The sequence below is a fragment of the Paenibacillus jepli genome (assembly GCF_047238105.1).
GTDB lineage: Bacteria > Bacillota > Bacilli > Paenibacillales > Paenibacillaceae > Paenibacillus_D.
This window is the reverse complement of record NZ_JBDFMD010000001.1, coordinates 110043-131782: the sequence shown is the minus strand read 5'-3', so window position 1 is coordinate 131782 and position 21740 is coordinate 110043. Positions and strand designations below refer to the sequence as shown.

Genomic DNA, 21740 nt, shown 5'->3' with positions numbered 1-21740 from the left:
GCAACAAAAAAAACCACGGAGCAGAGAATATCTGCTGCCGGGGTTTTGACATGTCAAATAACATGCATGGGGCTGCATTTCTCTCTCAAACACCTACGAGGTTAGCTGTCGGGTTCGGGCCTGAGAGTGCCCGTCTGCTTCTTCAGACATCGTGCAGATTCACCCCATTGAAACCAAATTGGTCTCATGTGGTCCCCCCGTTTTCCAAAACGGAAATTCGGCATCTCTATGCGGTTATTAGTTTCTATCAAGGAATACTACGCCTATTCCTGATAAAAGTAAAGTTAAAGCAGGAATGGATTCAAAGCTAGGCTGATCAAATGAGTCCAGTCCATCGCAGCAATTAGAAATGGGGTGAGCAGGCGACGCAAGGCAAGCAAAAGCCTGACCTTGATGTCTAGCAAGGACAGGCTCTTTGCGAGAGCAGGCGCCGATTACCTGGATCACTGCCTGCATTAAACGAAATAACAATCCGACTAGTGATCCGCAATCTCCGCATAGATCTCGTCATCGAGATCCAGCTTAATGGCGGAGCGGAACACTCTGCGGTCGTAGTGGTTGTACATGTATTGCTCGATAGCTTCGAGCAGATTGGACTCGATCAGGTACTGACTTCGTCCCTCGACCCAAGCCTCGGCGGTGAAGCCGGTATCTTCATCCCAGGCCAGTTGCACTTCCACTGCGGTCGGTTCGACGCGGCGGCGGTCGGCGAGATGGTAGCAGACGGCGTTGATGACTTCATCCATCGACAGGCGAGTCATGGTTAGTAAGGTCTCCGCTGGTCATCGACTCTTCTGCGGTTGTTGCGGAAGTAGTGGATGATGCCGCGTACGGCAACGATCAGCAGGAAGATGGCAAATACGTTAACGAGCAGTCCCAGCATCTCGCCGAAGAAGCCCATGCCGCCGAACATCCCACCGAACAGCATGCCGGCCAGACCGCCGATCATGAGGCCTTTCATCAGGCTGCCGCCGCTGAAAAATCCTGGCTTGGCCGCTGCGCCTGTTCCTGTTGTATTCGAGGTGTTGCGCGTGTTGGCTGCGGCTCCGGAGTCACTGCGGGTCTCGGTTTGCTTGGGTGTCTTGGTCACGCTCTGCTTCGGAGACTTGAATCCGCCGCCGCGTTTCGCATCGGCAATGTCGGCTGCGCCAAACGCCAGGAACAGCGTAAACGCGATCATAACTAACAAACTTCTTTTCATGTACTGGTTCTCCTCCTGATCTAATTTAGCAAGGACGTTGCCTTCTTCATCAATTACGTCTAAGATAGATGAAAGTTTCACTTTTTTTTGGATCTTTTTTTGGGATGTTCCCAAGCTCGAAAGGAGCGCATCATGAAGCCGTCCAGCCCCGAGATCTACCCGGATAATTATATACAGTACCTGATCGAATTTCACGTCACCCGAGACTACTTTGAATGCCATGAGCTGCTCGAAGAATACTGGAAAGAACAGCCCGGCGACCACCCGCTCTACAACACCTGGGTCGGCCTGATCCAGATCGCGGTCAGCCAGTATCACCTGCGACGCACCAATCGGCGCGGCGCCAGGCTCATGCTGGAGCAGGCGCTGGATCGCCTGACGCCCAACAAGCTGGACCAGCTGGGACTCGATGGCCCGGCCTTGATGGAGCTGCTGAAGCAGCGGCTGCGCCAGATCAAGGATCTGAATCAGGCGGTGCCCTACACGGATTACGAGCTGCCGTTCCAAGATCCATCCTTACTGGAGATTTGTCAGGACCGCTCAGGCGATGCCGCTGCGCTCTGGGGTGCCCCGAGCAGGATGGAGGACGATTCGCTCATCCATCGCCATACGCTCAGGGACCGCAGCGAGGTGATCGCCGCCCGGCAAGCAGCCATCATACGGCGCAAGCACCGGCGCGAGGCTGCCCGCTCCAAGCAGCACGGTTAACCCGAGATCGACTCCTGCTGCTGCGCGTACCCGTCCACGACCAGATCGAGCTTGCCGGTATGCGGATCGATGATCAGACCGTGGACGTTGACGCTTGCCGGCTTGAGCGGATGGTTCCTGACGATCCGCACGCTGTTCTCCACGCTGTCTCGGACCGAGTCAAAGCCGGTCAGCCAGCGCTTCAGATTCATCCCCGAATTCAGCAGCGTCGTGATCGTATCTTCGCTGATGCCGCGCTCCCGCATATGCGAGATGACGAGCTCGGGGTCGAGGCCGGTCATGCCGCACTCGTGATGGCCGACGATGAACACTTCATCGGCTCCCAGCTCATACACCGCGACCAGGATACTCCGCATAATATTGCCGAACGGCTGCGTGACGATGCCGCCTGCATTTTTGATGATCTTGGCGTCGCCGCCCTGCAGGTTCATCGCTTTGGGCAGCATCTCGCTGAGCCTGGCATCCATGCAGGTGACGATCACCATACGTCTGGCGGGGTAGCGGCTGTACTGATACTGTTCAAATGTCCGCTGCGCCACAAACTCCTCATTATGCGCCAGGATTAACTCCAGATTGTTCTCCGATTTCATTCGCTCTCTCCCTTGTCATGCCTATTTGTCTACTTATCTAATGTTGCTCGTCTAGACGACCTGCCCCCGCACCAGCTGCAGCTGGTTGGTATAGATCTGGCTGTCGCTCTTCAGAGTGAACTGGCCGCGCGCAGTATCGTAATCCACTTTGAGCTGGGGCTCGAAGAAGACCTCGAAGCGCGGTTCGTGCCAGAACGCCAATGGCTCGCCGTCGCCCTCGACATCATGCTCGCCAGGCGCATCCAGCAGCTGCAGGGCAGGGACGCCGCTGACGACGCAGCCGCAGCCTTCGGTATCATAGAGCAGCTTCAGCAGCTTGCCGCCGGCCAGCTCGGGCTGCAGCTTGTCTACCGCCGCGGGTGTGAATTGGATCCGCATGGGTTAACCTCCTCTTTTTTCGCCTATAAGTTGATTATAGAAGTTGCAAAAAGTATGATCAAGAGGAGCGAGTTCCAGACTGGTGAAAAGGGACGAGAAGGTGAGGATCGATTCTGGAGAAGCGGAGCGCTCGCCTTTGTCCCCGGATTTGCACCGCTAATGCGATATAATCATAAAACCTGGGGACAACAGCGATTGGAAGAACGATCCGTTACCTAGAGGCCCGTATTTACAACAGTCTGAAATCTACATAGTAAAGGTGGTTGGTGCGAAATGACAGTGGAAAAAAGCCGAGCGCGGTTCCGCGAGCTGGACCGCACGATCAAGAGCTATAGCGAGGCGCTGGGCGTCTTGTATTGGGATCTGCGCACCGGTGCGCCGGTCAAAGGCGTCGAGAGCCGTTCGGAAGCGATCGGCGTGCTCTCGGCGGAGATGTTCCGCCTCTCGACCTCCGAGGAGTACGGCGAGCTGCTGCAGCATCTGAGCGAGCCGGATGCGCAGGCGGAGCTGGACGAGATCGACAAAGCGCTGGTCCGGGAGTCCGCCAAAGACTATGAACGCAACCGCAAGATTCCCGCCAAGCTGCATCAGGAGTATGTGGTGCTGACTTCGCAGGCAGAGTCGTTCTGGGAGACGGCCAAGGAGAAAAATGACTACGCGGGCTTCCAGCCCTACCTCGAACGCATCATCAACATGACGGATGACTTCATCGACCGCTGGGGCGTCCAGGGTTCGCGTTACGATACGCTGCTCGATCAGTATGAGCCGGGCATGACGACAGCGGAGCTGGACCGCGTCTTCGGCGGACTTCGCGAGGAGTTGGTGCCGTTAGCCGCTGCGATTGCGGCGTCGCCGCATCAGCCGGAGACCGGATTCCTGCGCCAGAGCTTCCCCAAGGCCGCACAAAAGGAGTTCAGCCTCTACATCCTGGAGCAGATGGGCTACGACTTCGAGGCGGGCCGTCTGGACGAGAGCGTCCATCCTTTCGCAACCGGCCTGAGTCCAGGCGATGTGCGGATTACGACGCGCTACCTGCCGGAGGATGTGACGAGCGCGCTGTTCGGGACGATCCACGAGGGCGGTCATGCACTGTATGAGCAGAATATCCGCAAAGACCTGATCGGCACTTCTCTGTCGGAAGGCACATCGATGGGCATCCATGAGTCGCAGTCCCGCTTCTGGGAAAACATGGTCGGCCGCAGCCTCCCGTTCTGGGAGCGTTACTATGGTGAGCTGCAGCGCCGCTTCCCGGGACAGCTGGAGGTGCCGGTCGAGGACTTTTACCGTGCGACCAATGTCGTCCAGCCGTCCCTGATCCGCATCGAGGCCGATGAACTGACGTACAATCTGCATATCATCATCCGCTACGAGATGGAGAAAGCGATCTTCAACGGCGGTGTCCGGGCGGCCGAGCTCCCCGAGCTGTGGAATGCCAAGTACAAGGAATACCTCGGCATCACGCCGCCGGATGACCGCGAGGGTGTGCTGCAGGATGTGCACTGGTCGGGCGGCGCCTTCGGCTACTTCCCGTCCTATGCGCTGGGCAACATGTACGCCGCCCAATTCGCCGACACGATGCAACGTCAGTTGCCGCTTCAAGAATTGGTGGCCAAGGGCGACCTGCTGCCGATCAAATCGTGGCTGACCGAGCAGATCTATCAGTACGGCAAGCAGCAGTCGCCGACGGAGATCATCCAGCGCGTCACCGGCAAGTCGCTGGATTCGTCGCATCTGGTTGCGTATCTCAAGCGCAAGTATGAGGACATTTACCGTTTATAGGTAGCGGCATGTGGCTAACCCCCAGTATGAGCATGAAATTTCATATTGGATCGTTCAGCAAACGTGGAGCGGACGTAACGAATGCGAAAAATCGTATTCAAATGGCTCTTTCTATCGAAAATCCGGAAATGAGGTTGAAATTTCAGTCTCATTCGACGCATACCATGCTCCGGCAGCCGAATGAGTGCGGATAATCATGTTCATTGCCCACCATGCCCCATCATCGTCATCACGCCAAACTGTCCCACCCCTAGCCGTCCTTGCGACGGCTTTTTTTCGTTCAAGGCACTCCGCAAATGCCCCCGCATACCCCGAAGAGACTGCCTCATATGGTGGGGCTATTTTGCGTTGGACTCCTTACGCGCCGTGGCCCAAGGATTCGCAAGGAAAACTTTTTTTGCCAATATTCGAACGGTATGAGACGCTTATGCCAATAGAGAGTGTACGGGGGAGGAGAAGAGGCATGAGCGGGGGAACTGAGCTCGAACGACTGGCTGCGCTCGCGGCGGCCGGACATGATGAAGCTTATGGACAGATCTATGAACACACCGTAAAAGACGTGTACCGGGCCGTCTACTATCTGGTCGGCAACCGCTCGGATACCGAAGACATCGTGCAGGACAGCTATCTGCAGTTTCATCGCTCGCTCGGTACGTATGACCCGTCACGACCCTTGCGGCCTTGGCTGATGGGAGTAGCCATGCAGCAGGTTCGTGCTTATCGGCGGCGGCGCTGGATGCACTTCCGGTTCGCGGGACGCTCAGAGCGGTTGCATGACCGGCTCGAGGAGGATTTTTCGGGCGAGGTGGTCGACCATCTGGCAAACAAGTCGTTGCTGGAGGGAGTCAGAGAGTTATCGTTCAAGCTGCAGCAGGTGATCACCCTGCACTATCTGAACGAGTACACGCAGGAGGAGATCGCGGACATCCTGGAGATTCCGGTCGGAACGGTGAAATCGCGGATCCACGCTGGGCTGGCCAAGCTGCGCCAACAGGTTGACACACACACGCAGAACGGAAAGGTGGGGGAGCTCCATGAAGTTTGAAGACCAGCTGCGCAAGGCCTATCGCGAGGAGTCTGCATCGGTGACGCCCCCGCCGGAGATGAAGGACAGGCTGATGGACCAGTTAAGGGAAGAGGTGGCAGGATGAAAGGACGCAAATGGCTGATAGTGACGCTCCTGGCAGCGGCGCTGATCATACCGACAGGAGCTTATGCGGGGTACACCTACCTGGCGGATTCGATCTACGGATCAAAGCAGCAGGCCGTGGAGAAGTGGGGAGAGACGATGGATTACGAGCGGCTGGAGGCCAAATTGCAAAGCGCCCGGCAGCATCTGAGCGAGGAACAGTTCAAAACGTTCATGGATACAGCCAGCCAGTTAGGGGCGTTTGTCGAAACCTACGGCCACGAGAAGGGCTTCGTCGATCCGGAAGCCTTAAGTGAGGATGAGCGGGCAGAGTACGAAGCCATCATCCGGCAGATGGAGCCGCTGTTGGCCATCCTTGAGGAGGCAGCTGCTGTGCCATCCGACACCGAGCTTTTGAGTAAAGACGAATTCTGGGCCGAGCAGTTGAACATCGCGGAGCGCACATTCACGCTGGAGGATCTGAAGACGTTCAAGAGCCTGTTGATGCAGATGAAGGCTTATGAGGCGATCGTGGCCGGGGAGGACGGCAGTTATGACCTCGACAGGTTAACAGAAGAGCAGCAAGCCGATCTGAAACGGGTCAGGGAAGCTTTTACTCCCTACATGGATCGATTGAATCTCCTGGAAGATAATTGATTTCTCTTTCTATGACAAACGACATCGCAAATGGAGCGTGCGTACGTTTCATTTGTGATGTCGTTTTCTACTCCGACTTTAACTGCCCCGTGAAACCGATCCATTCACCGACGTTCTCTAAACGTAAGAGCCCCTACAAATCCTACGGCAATGGTAACGACAACGACAGCTCCCGAAAAGAATAAATCACTCGTGTCGTGCACTGTATCGATGAATGACCGAATCCACAGCAATTCAAAGAATAAGATAAATACCCACGCTATAAACAAAATGTTCCTCATAGCTTCCTCCTTAGCTCGATAGGCACTCCATATATAAACTGCTTCCCTCTACATATTTTCTTTAAACCATCTTAAGATCCCTCCTTATTCGCTTAGTAAACCCGCGCCCACTCACCAACCGTTCTCCCTCGGCATACCCTGAGAATATCTAAACGAACAAGGTGGAGGGATTCAGATGCGCATGCGTATAGGGGCGGCATTGGTCGTCGTGGCCGTGATGATCGCTGCGCTGGTGGCGGGATTGTGGGACAAAGAGGACGGACAAGACACGGTGAAGATCAGTCTGGGCGAAGTGACCCGATCCTTGTTCTATGCGCCGCAATACGTCGCTATCAGCGAAGGTTTCTTTGCAGAGGAAGGGCTGGAGGTCGAGCTGACGACGACCTTTGGCGGAGACAAGACGATGACGGCGCTGCTCTCGGGGGGCATCGACATCGCGCTGGTGGGCTCGGAGACCTCGATCTATGTAGCTCAGCAGGGCGCTGCCGACCCGGTGATCAACTTTGCCCAGCTGACCCAGACCGACGGGACGTTCCTGGTGGCTCGGGAGGCAGATGAGGCGTTCGACTGGCAATCGCTGAAGGGGACCACCTTCCTCGGCCAGAGGAAAGGCGGCATGCCGCAGATGGCCGGCGAGTTCACGCTGAAGAAGCATGGCATCGATCCGCAGGCCGATCTGGAGCTGATCCAGAACATCGACTTCGCCAACATCCCGGCGGCTTTTGCTTCCGGAACCGGCGAATATGTCCAGCTGTTCGAGCCTCAGGCTTCGATCTTCGAGCAGGAGGGCCGCGGCCATGTCATCGCTTCCTTCGGCGCCGAGAGCGGACATCTGCCGTATACGGTGTTCATGGCCAAGTCGAGCTATCTGAAGGATAACGAGGCTGCCGTGCAGGCGTTCACCCGGGCGATCCACAAGGCGCAGCTGTGGGTGATGGAGCAGGACAGCGGCACGATCGCGGACAGTGTGCTGCCGTTCTTCGACGACACCGACCGCGAGCTCGTCATCATGGTTATCGACCGGTACAAAAGTCAAGGCTCCTACGCCAGCGACCCGATCGTCGACGAAGCGGAATGGAACAATCTGCTGGACGTGATGGAATCGGCAGGCGAGCTCCGGGAGCGGGTAGCGCATGCCGAACTGGTAGATAACCGCTACGCAGAACATGCGATCGGGGAGGTTGCTGGACAGTAGTGTAACAGGCCGGGCGCTGCAGATGGACCAGTGTCCGGCCATGCAGTTTGTCTATGCTGGCGTGATCTGGTGTAGTCTGTCGTAAGTATCTGGCACGGCGATGGATACCATGTGCTCAAAGGTGTCCTATCGTTTGCAGAAAGGGGGAACCGCAGCATGAAGCCCATGCTTGAACTGCGCAATGTATCGCATGTGTATGTCAACGACAAAGGTGCTTCTCTGGCAGTCGAAGGACTGGAGCTGTCCGTTGGCAAAGGCGAGTTCGTCAGTCTGGTCGGTCCGAGCGGCTGCGGCAAGACGACGATCCTGAGCCTGCTGGCCGGTCTGTTCGCTCCGGCTCGTGGCGACATCCTGCTGGCCGGGCAGCCGGTGCGAGGCCCTTCGCCCAAGGTCGGATATATGCTGCAGCAGGATTATCTGTTCCCCTGGCGGACGATCCTGGACAATGCCCGCCTCGGTCTGGAGATTCGGGACGAGGTGAGCGAAGCGCGGACGGCAGAGGTCAGGCGGCTGCTGGCGGAGATGGAGCTGAGCGGGATGGAGGAGAAATATCCGCATGAGCTCTCCGGCGGCATGCGCCAGCGGGTCGCGCTCGTGCGGACGCTCGCCACAGAGCCGGATGTCCTCCTGCTCGATGAGCCGTTCTCGGCGCTTGATATGCAGATCAAGCTGCAGCTTGAGGATCTGGTGCAGCGCACCCTCCGCCGCCTTGGCAAGACCGCCGTGCTGGTGACGCACGATCTTGCCGAGGCGGCGGCGATGAGCGATCGGGTCATCGTGCTGGGCAGCCGCCCCGGACGGATCCGCCAGGTCTTCCACATCCCTCGCGAGCTCCGCCAGCTCTTGCCGACCGGCGCCCGCCGTTTGCCGGGCTTCCAGGATGTGTTCGATGCGATATGGGAAGAGTTGGATGCGGAAGAGGAAGGAGTGGGGCGCGGTGAAAAGCCGATCGACGGGTAAACGGATCGAGGCTGTCTCGGAGGCCGAACAGACGGGCTGGCTGAAGCAGCTTCACGAGGCCTTCCAGCGGCGGGCGAGGCGGCGGACGGCAGCGGTTCATGCTGTACAGCTGGCCATACTGGCGATATTCCTGGGCTGGTGGGAAGCGGCGGGCCGACTGGGCTGGATCGATGTGCTGCTGTTCAGCTACCCAAGCAAGATCGGACAGCATCTGTGGCAGACGACGATGGACGGCACGCTGCCGCCGCATATCGGGGTGACCGTGACGGAGACAGTCGTCGGCTTCGTCCTGGGTACGCTGGGCGGTGCGCTGCTGGCGGCGCTGCTCTGGTGGTTTCCCTTCGTCTCCCGGGTCGCCGATCCGTATCTTGTCGTCCTCAACAGCATGCCCAAGGTGGCGCTCGGACCGATCTTCATCGTCAGTCTCGGCCCGGGCTTCCTGTCCATCGTGGCGACGACGCTCTCGATTACCGTCATCATCACGACGCTGGTCATCTACAACCGGTTCCGAGAGGTCGATCCGAACTATATCAAGGTGCTGCAGCTGTTCGGAGCGACGCGCAGCCAAGTATTCCGTCAGGCCGTGCTGCCTGATTCGTACCCGGTGATCATCTCCACCCTCAAGGTCAATGTCGGACTCGCTTGGATCGGCGTCATCGTTGGCGAGTTTCTCGTCGCCAAGGCGGGCCTTGGTTATCTGATCATCTACGGCTTCCAGGTGTTCAACTTCACGCTGGTGCTCTCATCGCTGATCGTGATCGCCGTCATCGCAGCGATCATGTACCAACTGGTGGCACTGGTGGAGCGCAGGCTGACGGCAGGCTGGCGGGACCGGTAGCTGGAGACCGAGCTGCGCAGCAGTGATCCCAGTTGTCCCTGACCCATCATTCCCTTTGCGGGAGACACCCGAAACGGATATAATCTATAGTTATCAAAGTGAACGGGTGTGAGCACTGTGATCGGAATCCGCGTCATCAAGACCGCGATCGCCGGATTGGCGGCGATCTATACCGCAATGTACCTGGACCTGTCGCCGGCGCTGTCGGCAGGTCTGCTCGCGATCCTCGGCGTCGAAGTCACCCGGATGCGCGGCATTCGCAATGTCGCAGCGCGGATGCTGGCTTCGGTGCTGGGGTTGTTTTTTGCCTCGCTCATCTTTACGCTCTTCGGCTTCGAGATCTGGTCGCTGTCGATATTCATCCTGATCGCCTTCCCGATCCTGACCCGGCTGAAGCTCAAGGAAGGGATCGTCACCAGCTCGGTCATCGTCTTCCATGTCTTCGAGAGGCAGGAGGTGACGATGGCGCTGATCGGCAACGAGATCATGCTGCTGGTCACCGGTCTGGGCTGGGCGACGGTCGTGAACATGCTGTACATGCCCCGGGAGGATCACAAGCTGCAGAAGCTGCGTCATGAAGTCGAGGCGACATTCAGTACGATCTTCCATGAACTGGCGCTGACGCTGCAGAATCCACGCCATGTCTGGAATGGCGAGGAGCTGCTGCAGGCCGGGGATCAGATCAAAGCTGGACTCGAGCGGGCATCGTCGTACCAGGAGAATGTCCTGTGGCGATACGAGTCCTACTGGCGCACGTACTTCGAGATGCGCAGCCAGCAGCTGGAGTCGATCCAGCAGATGCTGACGCTGATTGCCTTCGTCTATGAGAAAGTGCCGCAAGGCTTGCTGCTGGCCGATGTCCTGCTGCATCTAACCGAGGAAGTGAAATCGGATGTGTATGAGGGGACGGTCGAGCGGGAGCTGGACGAGCTGGAGGAACGCTACCGGCAGATGCCGCTGCCGCAGACACGTGAGGAATTCGAGGTGAGAGCGGCGGTGCTGCAGCTTTGTCATGAGCTGGAGCGCTACCTCTCGGTCGCCAAGCGTTGGAAGAAACGTAAGCCAAGGTGAAACTAACAGCGCCGTCCTCCGGCAGCGCTGTTAGTTTCATTCCGGAGATTTATAAGCTGATATACGTGTGAAACGTAGAAAGTCTTATAAATCAAGGTGAAACGGCTGATGCCATATGCTCACGAAGCCAGTTTCATTCCGGAGAAATAGAAGCCTAAGCAGATGAGGAAACCATATACTCCTTATATTTCAAGGTGAAACGGCTGTAGCCGTCCTTAAAGGAATGGGAACAGCATGCTCTCCGAACTGGAAGCTGAGGGGAAGAAAAGTGCGTTGCAGCTTAGCGGACGGCCGACTCCGACGCTCTAAGGGAAGAAAAGTGCGTTGCAGCTTAGCGGACGGTCGATTCCGACGCTCTAAGGGAAGAAAAGTGCGTTGCAGCTTAGCGGACGGCCGACTCCGACGCTCTAAGGGAAGAAAAGTGCGTTGCAGCTTAGCGGACGGTCGATTCCTGGTTATGCTATGAGCGCAGCGCGTTTCATTCCGGGGAAATAGAAGCCAAGCAGATGGGGAAATCGTATGCTTTCTTATATTACAGGCAAGGCCGCCGCATCATGCGGCGGCCTTGCCTGTAACAGAGAGAAAGTGGCAGGGGTGATTACTGCACCAGCCCCATCTCTCGCAGCCTTTTTTTGATGGCTTGCAGCTTCTGCTCCCGCTCTGCCGAAGCCTCGTCAATGAGCAGATCCGGGTGCTTGACGATCCTCTCGAACAGGGCTGCGAGCAGCTCAAGGCTGGTATCGCCCATTTGGCGAAGTCGGCCGAGATCCGCCCAGCTAGCCTCCAGCACATCCTCTATCTTCATATAATGATTGGCTCTTAGGACCATTAGCAGTCGCCGGAGAGTTTGCTCGTTGTCTTCCTCACGCGTCGCGGCATGGAGATAGGAGAGATCGAGACGCCGGCAGGCCTCTTTTACCGGATACATCTGCTTAAGCGGGAGCGATTGCCGCTCGCTATGTAGCATATCATTCACCTCTGTTATGTAATGTATTTAGTTAACCACATCCAACTATACAGATTCTTATCAACTATTTTTGGCCCGCTATTCCCGGCTTTTCTAAAAGGTTGACTAATCTTGCGCCCAGATTTATCAACATTTGCCCATGTCCTGCATACACTTTAATTGAATGATTGTATGGAGGAGGTTAAGTCGATGGCATTGGCAGATAAACAGCTGCAGTGCAGAGAGATTATCACGAAAGCTGTCTGCGGAAAGGGTCGTAAGTTTACAACCGTTACCCATAATGTCGCACCGCCCCAGCATCCGACGAGTATCCTGGGTGCATGGATCATCAACCATGAATATGAAGCGGTGCGGTCAGGCGACGGAATCGAGGTCATCGGTACTTACGATATCAACATCTGGTATTCCTATGACAAGAACTCGCAAACCGACGTAGCCAAAGAGACGATCTCATATGTAGAAAATGTCCCGCTCTCGTATCTTGACGCCAAGCACAGAAGGTCCACGGAAGAAGTGTCGGCCGAAGCGACGCAGGATCCGAACTGCATCGAGGCCAACATTTCTTCGAGCGGCACATCCGTGATCCTGCGGGTGGAGCGGGAGTTCGCTGTCGAGTTGGTCGCCGAGACCAAGGTGTGCGTAGCGGTCTGCCCAGGCGGCTGCGAAGACCATGACAAAGGACTGGACTATGGCTTTGGCGACGAAGGCGACTATGACGATCTGGATCCGGAGCTGTTGGACGACGAGCTATAGACCGGATCGACCCTGTACGCTGCTTGCATTGGACGATGTGAGCAGCGTTTTTGTCGAGGGATGCAGGAGTGCAATGCTGAATACGCCTGCCCATACTGTGCCTTGCCTTATCTCTGCGTTTAGTTAGGTCTGAGGCTTACCATATGTGCTGCATCCTGAATGGGTTTTGGATGGTTATGTTGCATTGTATGCAGGGCTGCGCACGGTTTTGAGGGCGTAAGCCCTCTTTTTGTAATTTTTAATGCGATGCGCCGACTGTTGCGGGACGGCAGGACGCGGCAGGGAAAGGAGCCGGGAGATGGCTGGCAGCTTGTGGATCTGGAATGGGAATCGGTGGCTCATGCCGGATGGCGGGACAAATGCTCAGAGGCGGAGCGAAGGCAAGGGAAGCTCAAGTGGTGTCCCGATGTCTGGGGACGCCGGGTTCGTCATGTCTGACACGTGCGGGGACGGAGACTTCCTGGACAGCGGCGTGCTTAGATCCGGGACGGCTCGGAAGAGCTCTGAGCGCCCTCTGCTGCCGTCGGGCTTCTGGCTACTGCGGGGAGCCGGGAGATTGACCGGGGCTACCAGGAGCAGTGACCAAAGCCTTCGTCATCCCGCCGATTCAGAGGGAGAGGGGGAGATGCTGCCGCAACGACTCCAGCAGCGCCTCATCGAGGCGGGGCTGTTCGTATGGACTGCTGCCTTGCCGTTGTCCGAGCTGAGGGAGTATGCCGTCCCGGTGTTCCATCTGGAGGCGCTGGCTGTCGAGCGGATCTACCGACAGCTGCAGGTGCTCGCAGTGTCCGGCTCGACCAAGAGCGGGCAAGAGCCAGTCCCGGAGCAAAGTTGGCGGCAATGGCCCGCCGAGAGCCCTGATCCCCAGGTCCGGCGGGCTGCCAAGACGGCGGTGCGGGCACTGTATACGCTTGGCTTGGACTACGGGGAGGTGCGGGTCGTTCTGGACGGACAGGGGCGGGCCGCCGTACGGACGATCCTGCCGCTTCCGGCACGCCGTCTGGCAGCCGGGCCCGGGAAGGAAGCGCTGCAGCGCTTCGCGGCCGGGTACGGCTCGGCGCGGGGAGGCGGGCCAGCAGCGGAGCTCCGGATCGGGGCTGACCCGGAGTTCGTGCTGCTGCGCGCCGACGGCCGCATCGTCTCGCCGGCCCGCTTCCTCGATCCGCACAGCGCAGTGGGCTGCGACACCGTCGTCATCGGGCGGCGTGTGCGCCATCCCGTCGCCGAGCTGCGACCGTCGCCGGCCACTGACCCAGCGGTGCTGGCAGGCCAACTGAGGCGTTTGCTGCGGCACGCCGCTTCCCGGATCACCGAGCCTGGGCTGCGCTGGCTCGCTGGCGGTATGCCCGTCCCCGGACTCGGCCTGGGCGGGCACATCCACTTCAGCGGAGCCTGGCTCAGCACCCGGCTGCTGCGGATGCTCGACAGCTGCGTGGCATTTCCGCTGGCGTTGGTCGAGGATCCCGCAGGCCGCAAGCGGCGGCCGCGTTATGGCGCGCTCGGCGACTACCGGCTGCAGCCGCACGGCTTCGAGTACCGGACACCGCCGAGCTGGCTGATCTCACCGATGGCGGCACAGGCTGCCTTTGCCCTCGGCCTGCTCGCTGTCCGCGAGCTGTGGCCGCTCGCCGCTGCCTGCAGGACGCTCCCGGCAGAACGGACGGAGCTGGTGTCGGCTTATTATGCAGGGGATCGCGACGCGCTGTACCAAGGGATGCGCGGCTTCCTCGGGCAGATGGCTGCCACGCCGTCTTATCGCGAGCTGAAGCGCTACATCGCACCGTTGCTTCACGCCATCGACAGCGGCGCGACGTGGGATGAGCAGCAGGATTTGCGCCACAAGTGGAAGCTGCCGGCGGAAGCAATGAAGTAATTGATTAGTTTGCTGCGAGGGCTGCTCGGCGTTTGGTGTATAAACTGGTGAGGCGTGGGGTAGATAGAGTGTGCTGGAAAAGTAGCAATCAGCAGCGCCAGGAGTCGGCATGGGCTGCGCTTCGGGTCTGAAGAGTTGGAATAGAGCGGACAAAGTGAGCTCAGACGTTGCTGCAGATCTAAAAAGTAGTATTACAGTAGGCAAGGCTCGCACAAAGACGCAGATCAGCAACCAACCTTAGCCCTCCTGCTTCCCACAGGCTAATCAGCAAATCTTGCCATTTCATCCCCTCCTGGCACTCCCTTTTCACGCGGCGGCGGATTTCTGTTATAATGAAGCTTGCAAATTAACCCCACAGGAGGGGCGAGAGGCATTATGATAACTAGCGATAAACCGGCTTATACGCCGATGATCATGCAATATCTATCGATAAAAGAACAAGCGCAGGATGCGTTTTTATTTTTTCGCCTTGGCGACTTCTACGAGATGTTCTTCGATGACGCGATTAACGCGGCACGTGAGCTCGATATCACGCTGACCGGCCGCGAAGGCGGGAGCAAGGAGCGGATCCCGATGTGCGGCGTGCCGTACCACTCGGCGGAGGGGTATATCTCGCGGTTGATCGAAAAAGGCTTCAAAGTCGCCATCTGCGAGCAGGTCGAAGATCCGGCTGCGGCCAAAGGCGTCGTCCGACGGGAGATCGTCCGCGTCGTCACCCCTGGTACGGTGATGGAGACCAAGGCGCTCGAGGGCAAAAGCAACAACTTCATGGTCGCGGTGGCTGAGTCAGGCGACGTCTATTCTTTGTCGGCTTGCGATCTGTCTACGGGCGAACTGTACGTTACCTCCTTTACCGGTTCGCTGCAGCTGCTGCTGGATGAGATCAATGTCTATCTGCCGTCAGAGATCGTCGGCGACGAGCAGGTCATCGAACAGCTGCAGAAACAGCCCAATCAATGGAATCGTCCGGTCGTCTATACGCACCGGCTGCCGATGGCCCGCGAGCGACTCATCGAGCAGTATGGCGAAGAGCCGCTGCAGGCGCTGCCTGCCGCAAGACAACGCGCTGTCAGCTTGCTGACCGGCTATCTGGATGATACGCAGAAACGCTCGCTCGGCCATGTGCGGACGATCCGCTCCTACGAGCCAAACCAATATATGATCGTCGACCAGTTCACCCGCCGCAACCTGGAGCTCACCGAGACGGTACAGGAGCGCAGCAAGAAGGGTTCTCTGCTGTGGCTGCTCGACCAGACGCAGACTGCGATGGGCGGGCGGCTGCTGCGGCGCTGGATCGACAAGCCGCTGCTCAGTCTGCCGCAGATCGAAGAACGGCTCGAAGCGGTGGACAAGCTGTACCACGATTACATACTGCGTGAGGACCTTCGGGCCGACCTCAAGCAGATCTACGACCTCGAGCGGCTAGTCGGGCGCGTCGCCTTCGGCAATGCCAACGGCCGCGATCTGATCGCCCTCAAAACGTCACTGCAATGTGTGCCGGAGCTGACGAAGCGATGCGCGTCATCGGAGTCGGCGACGCTGCGCAAGCTGGTGCAGGAGCTGGACGTGTGCGGCGATCTGGCCGAGCTGATCGAAACGGTATTGGTAGACGAGCCTCCCGTCTCGATTCGTGAGGGCAGTCTGATCCGGGCAGGCTATGACGCTTACCTCGACCAGCTGCGTGAAGCGAGCACCGGAGGCAAACAGTGGCTGGCTGAGCTGGAGCGCAAGGAACGTGAAGCGACCGGCATTCGCAGCCTCAAGATCGGCTACAACAAGGTGTTCGGCTACTATCTCGAAGTGACCAAGTCCAATCTGGCACAGTTGCCGGAGGGCCGTTACGAACGCAAGCAGACGCTTGCCAACGCCGAGCGTTACGTCACGCCGGAGCTCAAGGAGAAGGAGCGGCTCATCCTCGAGGCAGAAGATAAAATGGTCGATCTCGAGTACCAGCGCTTCCTCGAATTGCGCGACCATCTGGCGGGCGAGCTGCACCGGCTGCAGCGGCTGGCAGAGGTGATCGCTACGATAGACGTCTATCAGTCGCTCGCTTCGGTGAGCGCGGAGCACCGGTTCGCGCGGCCCGAGGTGACCGAAGGCTATGATCTAGCGATCCGCGAGGGCCGGCATCCAGTTGTCGAAGCCGTGCTGGGCGGGCATACCTTCATTGCCAACGGCACTGAGCTGCGGCAGGACGAGGCGGCGATGCTCCTCATCACCGGGCCCAATATGGCGGGCAAGAGCACATACATGCGCCAGGTGGCACTCATCTGCATCCTGGCTCAGATCGGCTGCTTCGTGCCGGCCCGGTCTGCCACGATCCCGCTGACCGACCGCATCTTTACCCGGATCGGAGCGGCCGACGACCTGATCGGGGGGCAGAGCACCTTTATGGTCGAGATGAAGGACATCCAGGTGATGACTGAGAAAGCGACGGCGCGCAGCCTTATCATCATCGATGAACTCGGGCGCGGCACCTCGACAGCCGAGGGGATGGCGATCGCCCAGGCCGTCATCGAGTATGTGCATCGCGAGATTGGTTGCAAGGCGCTGGTATCGACGCATTTCCATGAGCTGGCGCACCTGGAGCAGTCGCTGCCCTCGCTGGCCAATGCGAGCATGGCCGTCCGGGAGAGCGGCGAGGATGTCACCTTCCTGCGCAAACTGGTGCCTGGTGCGGCATCGACCAGTTATGGCATCTACTGCGCCCGGCTGGCCGGGTTGCCGGATCAGATCATCGGCCGTGCTTATGAGCTGCTGCACACAGCGGCTCCCGCGATGAGCGAAGCAGCCGCCACACGCGAGCTGCAACCTGCGGACGCACCGGCCACCTCGGCAATCAGTACCCGACCCGCAGAAGCAGCGGGCGATCCGGCTAACGTCCAGAACAAACCTGGCGATTCGCCAGTCATCCCGGCATCGCCGCAGCCGCATGCATCCGGCGACGAGGTGATCCAGCTGTCGATGTTCGGTATGGAGCAGACCGTGCCGGCACCCAAGAGCAAGAAGGCAGCGCAAGCCGAGCAGCTGGCCGAGCAGCTGAAGCGGCTTGATCTGTTCAATATGACCCCGCTGCAAGCGATGCAGTGGCTTAATGACATGAAGCAAAAGCTGGGAGACGGCGCGCACTGACCGTACGGCCCCGGACGGAGGAAGGAGGCAATCGCAGATGGCTAAGATACAGATAATGGGTGAACAACTGGCCAACCAGATCGCGGCCGGCGAGGTCGTCGAACGGCCTTCTTCGGTCGTCAAGGAGCTGGTGGAGAATGCGGTCGACGCCGGGAGCACGCGAATCGATGTGACCATCGAAGAGGGCGGGCTGCAGCTGATCCGTGTCACGGACAATGGCAGCGGCATCGAGGAAGAGGATATGGAGACGGCATTCCAGCGGCATGCGACGAGCAAGCTGCTGACCGGCAAGGATCTGTTCCGGATCGCCAGCCTCGGCTTCCGGGGGGAGGCGCTGCCGAGTATCGCAGCCGTTGCGCGCGTCGAGTGCATCTCCTCGACCGAGACCAGCGGCCTGGGCAGACGGCTCGTCATCGAGGGCGGCAAGCAGTTGACCCATGAGCCGTTCAACTGTGAGCAGGGCACAGACATGACGATCCGGGATTTGTTTTATAACACACCTGCACGGTTAAAATATATGAAGTCTGTCCAGACAGAGCTTGGCCATATCTCAGATTATGTGTACCGGCTCTCGCTGGCGCACCCCGGGATCGCCTTCACGCTGAAGCATAACGGCAATACGCTGCTGCGGACGCTGGGCGGCGGCGACCGGCTGCAGGTTATCGCCGCTGTCTACGGCCGGTCGCTGGCCAAAGCGATGCTACCTGTGAACGGCGACCATCCCGACTACCAATTGACCGGTTACATATCCAGGCCGGAGCAGACGCGGGCGAACCGGGGCGGCTTGACGATGATTGTCAACGGCCGGTACATTCGCAGCTTTATCCTGAATCAGGCGATCCAGCAAGCCTACCACACACTGCTGCCGATCAACCGCTTCCCGGTGGCGGTGCTGGAGATCGGCATGCATCCGACGCTGGTGGACGTCAATGTCCATCCGTCCAAGATGGAAGTGCGCTTCAGCAAAGAGCCGGAGCTAAGGGAGTTCGTACAACGCGTTGTCCGCGAAGGACTGGCGGGCGAGGCCCATATCCCGGGACCGTCGTCTTCGACGAGCGGTAGGGGCAAGCCGCTCTATACACAGGGCGTCATCTCTTTCCATCGGGAGGAGGCGGCTCCGGCAGCAGAGCAGCCCCTGCCGTCCTCGCAGGCGCCGCCTGCCGCAGATCTTCCAATGGGCGGCAGGCAGACCGGAGCTGCGTCGTCTGCTGGACACCGAGCCCAGCTGGGGCAGTCGCCACGGGAGACGCCCTATGTGCCAAAGCATGCGGCAGAGCGGCTGTATAAGCCTGCGCCAGCCTGGACCAGCTCCTATCTCGCGAGAGAGCGCGGGGAGGATGCTTCGACCGCAGGCGCAGGCAATGATCCAGGAGCTGAGGCTGCGACGCCTTTCGGCTCGCCAGAGATGAGAGCGCAGACTCCCGGCGCGACTGATGACTATCCCGTTCACACGCCGCTGCCTCAGCCGCCAGCCGATGCGGACGCCGGACATCCGTCAGCTAATGCTCCTTCTCAGGACCTGTTGGCTGCCGAACAGCAGACTGAGAGGCACGGTGAGACGGCCCAGAGTACGGCCAATGCCAACTCATCGGCATTCCCCGAGCTGAGCTGGGTCGGCCAGCTGCATGGGACGTATCTGATCGCCCAGAATGAAGAGGGCATGTATCTGATCGACCAGCATGCTGCGCATGAGCGGATCCATTACGAATACTATGCCGCCAAGTTCGGCCAGCCTGAAGCTGCGAGCCAGCAGCTGCTCGTGCCGATGACTCTCGAGTACACGAGTGCAGAGGCGCAGGCGCTGAGCGAGCGGATGGGCTGGTTCGAGGAGGCGGGAGTCGAGCTGGAGCCGTTCGGTCCCCAGACGTTCCTCGTCCGCTCCCATCCGGCCTGGCTGCCCAAGGGCGAGGAGCAGCAGATCATCGAGGAGATGGCCGAGTGGATCCTGACGGAGAAGAAGGCTGTCGATATCGGCAAGCTCCGCGAGAAGTCAGCGATCCTCTGCTCCTGCAAGGCCTCGATCAAGGCGAACCAGCGGCTCAGCCGGGAAGAGGGAGAAGCGCTGCTGCAGCGTCTCTCCGCCTGCAAGCAACCGTACACCTGTCCGCACGGGCGGCCGATTCTGGTGCATATCTCGGTGTATCAGCTGGAGAAAATGTTCAAGCGGGTGATGTCATGATCGTCACCACCTCCAGCCGGGCTGGCGCCGACGTGACGGCACAGGCGCAGCAGCTCTCGACGGAGCTCGGCGGCCGCTACATCGCTCGGGGCCAGCATTCCCTGCAGCGGATGCGCCGCCGATTCGGGGAGCGGGGCATCCTCGTGCTCTCCGAGCGTGAGCTCCGCTACGAGGACGGCGAGGAATCGCTGTATTTCCATCCGAGCATGGCTAATATCCGGGTAAAGCGATTGATGAAGGGTGAGACCGACCCGATGATCACGGCATCCGGCTGCCAGACCGGGGATGCGATCCTCGACTGCACAGCCGGTCTGGCTTCGGACAGTGTCGTCTTCGCTTACGCAGCTGGCGATCAAGGCTCGGTGACAGCACTGGAGAGCCAGCCGCTGCTCTGCGCGATCATCCGCGACGGGCTGCGCCGCTACGAGTCTGGCGTGCCGGAGCTAGACCAGGCGCTACGCCGTATCGAGGTCCGCTGCGCCGACCATTTGGAGACGCTCAGCTCGCTGCCAGACGACAGTTATGACATCGTCTACTTCGATCCGATGTTCCGGCGGCCGCTCCGTCAGTCGAGCGCGATCGATCCGCTGCGTCAGTTGGCCAACCCTGAGGCGGTCTCGTCGGCGGCAATCCGCGAAGCCTGCAGGGTGGCGCGGCGCTGCGTCGTCCTCAAGGAGCACGAGCGCAGCGGCGAGTTCGAACGCCTGGGCTTCGGGCAGCTCTTCGTCCAAGCCTCCAATCTTGCATATGGAGTGATACACACTTGAGTACCAATCAACGTCCGCGTCTGCTCGTCCTCGTCGGTCCGACTGCGGTAGGCAAGACCCGCTACAGCTTGGAGATAGCCAAGCGGTGGAATGCGGAGATCATCTCCGGCGATTCGATGCAGGTCTACCGCGGGATGGATATCGGGACGGCCAAGATCTCGGAGAAGGAGCAAGAGGGGATCCCGCATCATCTGATCGACATCCATGAGCCTGACCATCCGTTCTCGGTGGCCGAGTTTCAGGAGCGGTGCGCTTTGCTGATCCAGGAGATCACGGCTCGCGGCAGGCTGCCGTTCATCGTCGGCGGCACGGGTCTGTACGTCGAGTCTGTCTGTTACAATTACCAGTTCTCCGAGACCGGCTCCGACGAAGCATATCGCAGCGAGATGGAATCCTACGCTGAGTCGCACGGCAACGAAGCGCTGCATGACAGGCTGCGAGCCGTCGATCCGGTATCGGCCGGACGTCTTCATCCCAACGACCGGCGGCGCGTCATCCGCGCCCTGGAGGTCCATCATGTGACAGGGCAGACCCTTGCCGAGCAGCAGGCCGGCCAGGAGAAGACCTCGCCCTACGAGCTCTGCCTCGTCGGTTTGACTAGACCGCGGGAAGAACTGTACAATCGGGTAGAGCAGCGTATCGATGAGATGATGGCGCTCGGCCTGGTGGAGGAGGTGGAGCGGCTGGTCCGTGCAGGCGTGCCTAGACGGGCGATATCCATGCAGGGACTCGGATACAAGGAGATCATCCCTTACCTGGAGGGGGAGATGACACTGGATGCTGCAGTTACCCTGCTGAAGCGGGACACGCGTCATTTTGCCAAGCGGCAGCTGTCTTGGTTCCGTCATATGAAGGATATCAGGTGGGTGGACGTGGGCCGTGAAGAAAATTTTTATGAAAACCTGCAGTCAATCCATGCTATAATAGCAGGAAAGTTTCAGAACGATCTTGAATATAATTCTAACCAATCTTGTAATGGGGGTAACGGCAAATGAATAAATCTATCAATATCCAGGATACGTTCTTGAACCAGCTGCGCAAAGACAGCGTTCCGGTAACCGTCTATCTGACGAACGGATTTCAGATTCGGGGCGTCATCAAAGCATTTGACAACTTCACGATCGTCATCGACAGCGAAGGACGTCAGCAGATGGTATACAAGCACGCCATCTCCACCTTTACCCCACAACGCAATGTCTCGCTTATGCAGCAACAGGACCAGAATTCCGATTCTTAAGTCTACCGGCAAACGGGGGGATGAATTAAAGAACGGCGGCATTTA

The 21740-nt window shown here is 58.9% G+C and carries 20 protein-coding genes and 1 riboswitch; of the genes, 15 read left to right on the top strand and 5 right to left on the bottom strand.

Translation table 11 applies throughout. The features are described 5' to 3' along the window. Positions 1–75: 75 nt before the first annotated feature. A riboswitch (cyclic di-AMP (ydaO/yuaA leader) is annotated at positions 76–233 on the bottom strand. A gap of 243 nt (positions 234–476) precedes the next feature. Both ABC336_RS00640 and ABC336_RS00635 read right to left on the bottom strand, forming a co-directional pair. After that, complete coding sequence (locus tag ABC336_RS00640; protein WP_413236815.1) at positions 477–761, bottom strand: YxcD family protein; 285 nt, start codon at positions 759–761, stop codon at positions 477–479. 2 nt (positions 762–763) lie between these two features. Beyond that, on the bottom strand, positions 764–1201 hold the full coding sequence (locus tag ABC336_RS00635; protein ID WP_413236814.1) for a hypothetical protein: 438 nt from the start codon (positions 1199–1201) through the stop codon (positions 764–766). Positions 1202–1333: 132 nt separating this feature from the next. Between ABC336_RS00635 and ABC336_RS00630 the strand changes: the two genes are divergently transcribed. Beyond that, positions 1334–1909, top strand: coding sequence for a DUF309 domain-containing protein (locus ABC336_RS00630; RefSeq protein WP_413236813.1), 576 nt, complete (start codon positions 1334–1336; stop codon positions 1907–1909). On the opposite strand, the gene ABC336_RS00625 is transcribed toward ABC336_RS00630, so the two are convergent. Together ABC336_RS00625 and ABC336_RS00620 are read right to left on the bottom strand one after the other, a co-directional pair. Continuing rightward, the gene (locus tag ABC336_RS00625) at positions 1906–2499 is read right to left on the bottom strand and encodes a beta-class carbonic anhydrase (protein ID WP_413236812.1); all 594 of its coding nucleotides are present in this window, start codon (positions 2497–2499) and stop codon (positions 1906–1908) included. The two genes, ABC336_RS00630 and ABC336_RS00625, sit on opposite strands and share 4 nt — an antisense overlap. Positions 2500–2550: 51 nt before the next feature. Then, complete coding sequence (locus ABC336_RS00620; protein ID WP_413236811.1) at positions 2551–2877, bottom strand: iron-sulfur cluster biosynthesis family protein; 327 nt, start codon at positions 2875–2877, stop codon at positions 2551–2553. A 273-nt stretch (positions 2878–3150) separates the two neighbouring features. On the opposite strand from ABC336_RS00620, the gene ABC336_RS00615 reads away from it, so the two are divergent. The 7 genes from ABC336_RS00615 (at position 3151) to ABC336_RS00585 (ending at position 10787) form a co-directional block, all read left to right on the top strand. Further along, positions 3151–4656, top strand: coding sequence for a carboxypeptidase M32 (locus ABC336_RS00615; RefSeq protein WP_413236810.1), 1506 nt, complete (start codon positions 3151–3153; stop codon positions 4654–4656). Between the two features lie 463 nt (positions 4657–5119). Then, complete coding sequence (locus tag ABC336_RS00610; protein WP_413236809.1) at positions 5120–5701, top strand: sigma-70 family RNA polymerase sigma factor; 582 nt, start codon at positions 5120–5122, stop codon at positions 5699–5701. A gap of 102 nt (positions 5702–5803) precedes the next feature. Beyond that, a complete protein-coding gene (locus ABC336_RS00605) occupies positions 5804–6442 on the top strand; it encodes a DUF3600 domain-containing protein (RefSeq protein WP_413236808.1) in 639 nt (212 codons plus the stop codon). Between the two features lie 456 nt (positions 6443–6898). Beyond that, positions 6899–7918: an ABC transporter substrate-binding protein gene (locus ABC336_RS00600; protein WP_413236807.1), complete on the top strand. Its 1020-nt coding sequence runs from the start codon at positions 6899–6901 to the stop codon at positions 7916–7918. A gap of 156 nt (positions 7919–8074) precedes the next feature. Continuing rightward, complete coding sequence (locus ABC336_RS00595) at positions 8075–8878, top strand: ABC transporter ATP-binding protein (RefSeq protein ID WP_413236806.1); 804 nt, start codon at positions 8075–8077, stop codon at positions 8876–8878. Continuing rightward, on the top strand, positions 8856–9716 hold the full coding sequence (locus tag ABC336_RS00590; RefSeq protein WP_413236805.1) for an ABC transporter permease: 861 nt from the start codon (positions 8856–8858) through the stop codon (positions 9714–9716). The genes ABC336_RS00595 and ABC336_RS00590 overlap by 23 nt, the downstream gene beginning before the upstream one ends. A gap of 117 nt (positions 9717–9833) precedes the next feature. After that, a complete protein-coding gene (locus tag ABC336_RS00585; protein WP_413236804.1) occupies positions 9834–10787 on the top strand; it encodes an aromatic acid exporter family protein in 954 nt (317 codons plus the stop codon). Positions 10788–11385: 598 nt separating this feature from the next. On the opposite strand, the gene ABC336_RS00580 is transcribed toward ABC336_RS00585, so the two are convergent. Further along, the gene (locus ABC336_RS00580; protein ID WP_413236803.1) at positions 11386–11754 is read right to left on the bottom strand and encodes a hypothetical protein; all 369 of its coding nucleotides are present in this window, start codon (positions 11752–11754) and stop codon (positions 11386–11388) included. Between the two features lie 189 nt (positions 11755–11943). Between ABC336_RS00580 and ABC336_RS00575 the strand changes: the two genes are divergently transcribed. The 7 genes from ABC336_RS00575 to hfq all read left to right on the top strand — a co-directional run bounded on the left by ABC336_RS00575 (position 11944) and on the right by hfq (position 21695). Beyond that, positions 11944–12507, top strand: a complete 564-nt coding sequence (locus tag ABC336_RS00575) for an outer spore coat protein CotE (protein WP_413236802.1) — start codon at positions 11944–11946, stop codon at positions 12505–12507. A 298-nt stretch (positions 12508–12805) separates the two neighbouring features. Continuing rightward, entirely contained in the window at positions 12806–14380 is a 1575-nt protein-coding gene (locus ABC336_RS00570; RefSeq protein WP_413236801.1) for a putative amidoligase domain-containing protein, read from the top strand. Between the two features lie 375 nt (positions 14381–14755). Next, positions 14756–17512 carry a DNA mismatch repair protein MutS gene (gene mutS / locus ABC336_RS00565; RefSeq protein WP_413236800.1) on the top strand — a complete coding sequence of 919 codons (2757 nt, stop codon included), beginning with the start codon at positions 14756–14758 and terminating at the stop codon, positions 17510–17512. 37 nt (positions 17513–17549) lie between these two features. Further along, positions 17550–19691: a DNA mismatch repair endonuclease MutL gene (mutL, locus tag ABC336_RS00560; protein WP_413236799.1), complete on the top strand. Its 2142-nt coding sequence runs from the start codon at positions 17550–17552 to the stop codon at positions 19689–19691. Then, positions 19688–20458 (top strand): class I SAM-dependent methyltransferase, encoded by a 771-nt coding sequence (locus ABC336_RS00555; RefSeq protein ID WP_413236798.1) that lies wholly within the window; start codon positions 19688–19690, stop codon positions 20456–20458. Before mutL ends, ABC336_RS00555 begins: the two co-directional genes overlap by 4 nt. Beyond that, complete coding sequence (gene miaA / locus ABC336_RS00550) at positions 20455–21453, top strand: tRNA (adenosine(37)-N6)-dimethylallyltransferase MiaA (RefSeq protein ID WP_413236797.1); 999 nt, start codon at positions 20455–20457, stop codon at positions 21451–21453. The genes ABC336_RS00555 and miaA overlap by 4 nt, the downstream gene beginning before the upstream one ends. Beyond that, a complete protein-coding gene (gene hfq / locus ABC336_RS00545) occupies positions 21450–21695 on the top strand; it encodes an RNA chaperone Hfq (protein ID WP_020616334.1) in 246 nt (81 codons plus the stop codon). Before miaA ends, hfq begins: the two co-directional genes overlap by 4 nt. The last annotated feature ends 45 nt before the right edge of the window (positions 21696–21740 follow it).

Excerpts from the sequence above, each read along its gene's own strand:
- ABC336_RS00640 (WP_413236815.1), bottom strand. The coding sequence starts at position 761 with ATGACTCGCCTGTCGATGGATGAAGTCATCAACGCCGTCTGCTACCAT.
- ABC336_RS00635 (WP_413236814.1), bottom strand. The coding sequence starts at position 1,201 with ATGAAAAGAAGTTTGTTAGTTATGATCGCGTTTACGCTGTTCCTGGCG.
- ABC336_RS00630 (WP_413236813.1), top strand. The coding sequence starts at position 1,334 with ATGAAGCCGTCCAGCCCCGAGATCTACCCGGATAATTATATACAGTAC.
- ABC336_RS00625 (WP_413236812.1), bottom strand. The coding sequence starts at position 2,499 with ATGAAATCGGAGAACAATCTGGAGTTAATCCTGGCGCATAATGAGGAG.
- ABC336_RS00620 (WP_413236811.1), bottom strand. The coding sequence starts at position 2,877 with ATGCGGATCCAATTCACACCCGCGGCGGTAGACAAGCTGCAGCCCGAG.
- ABC336_RS00615 (WP_413236810.1), top strand. The coding sequence starts at position 3,151 with ATGACAGTGGAAAAAAGCCGAGCGCGGTTCCGCGAGCTGGACCGCACG.
- ABC336_RS00610 (WP_413236809.1), top strand. The coding sequence starts at position 5,120 with ATGAGCGGGGGAACTGAGCTCGAACGACTGGCTGCGCTCGCGGCGGCC.
- ABC336_RS00605 (WP_413236808.1), top strand. The coding sequence starts at position 5,804 with ATGAAAGGACGCAAATGGCTGATAGTGACGCTCCTGGCAGCGGCGCTG.
- ABC336_RS00600 (WP_413236807.1), top strand. The coding sequence starts at position 6,899 with ATGCGCATGCGTATAGGGGCGGCATTGGTCGTCGTGGCCGTGATGATC.
- ABC336_RS00595 (WP_413236806.1), top strand. The coding sequence starts at position 8,075 with ATGAAGCCCATGCTTGAACTGCGCAATGTATCGCATGTGTATGTCAAC.
- ABC336_RS00580 (WP_413236803.1), bottom strand. The coding sequence starts at position 11,754 with ATGCTACATAGCGAGCGGCAATCGCTCCCGCTTAAGCAGATGTATCCG.
- ABC336_RS00575 (WP_413236802.1), top strand. The coding sequence starts at position 11,944 with ATGGCATTGGCAGATAAACAGCTGCAGTGCAGAGAGATTATCACGAAA.
- ABC336_RS00570 (WP_413236801.1), top strand. The coding sequence starts at position 12,806 with ATGGCTGGCAGCTTGTGGATCTGGAATGGGAATCGGTGGCTCATGCCG.
- mutS (WP_413236800.1), top strand. The coding sequence starts at position 14,756 with ATGATAACTAGCGATAAACCGGCTTATACGCCGATGATCATGCAATAT.
- mutL (WP_413236799.1), top strand. The coding sequence starts at position 17,550 with ATGGCTAAGATACAGATAATGGGTGAACAACTGGCCAACCAGATCGCG.
- ABC336_RS00555 (WP_413236798.1), top strand. The coding sequence starts at position 19,688 with ATGATCGTCACCACCTCCAGCCGGGCTGGCGCCGACGTGACGGCACAG.
- hfq (WP_020616334.1), top strand. The coding sequence starts at position 21,450 with ATGAATAAATCTATCAATATCCAGGATACGTTCTTGAACCAGCTGCGC.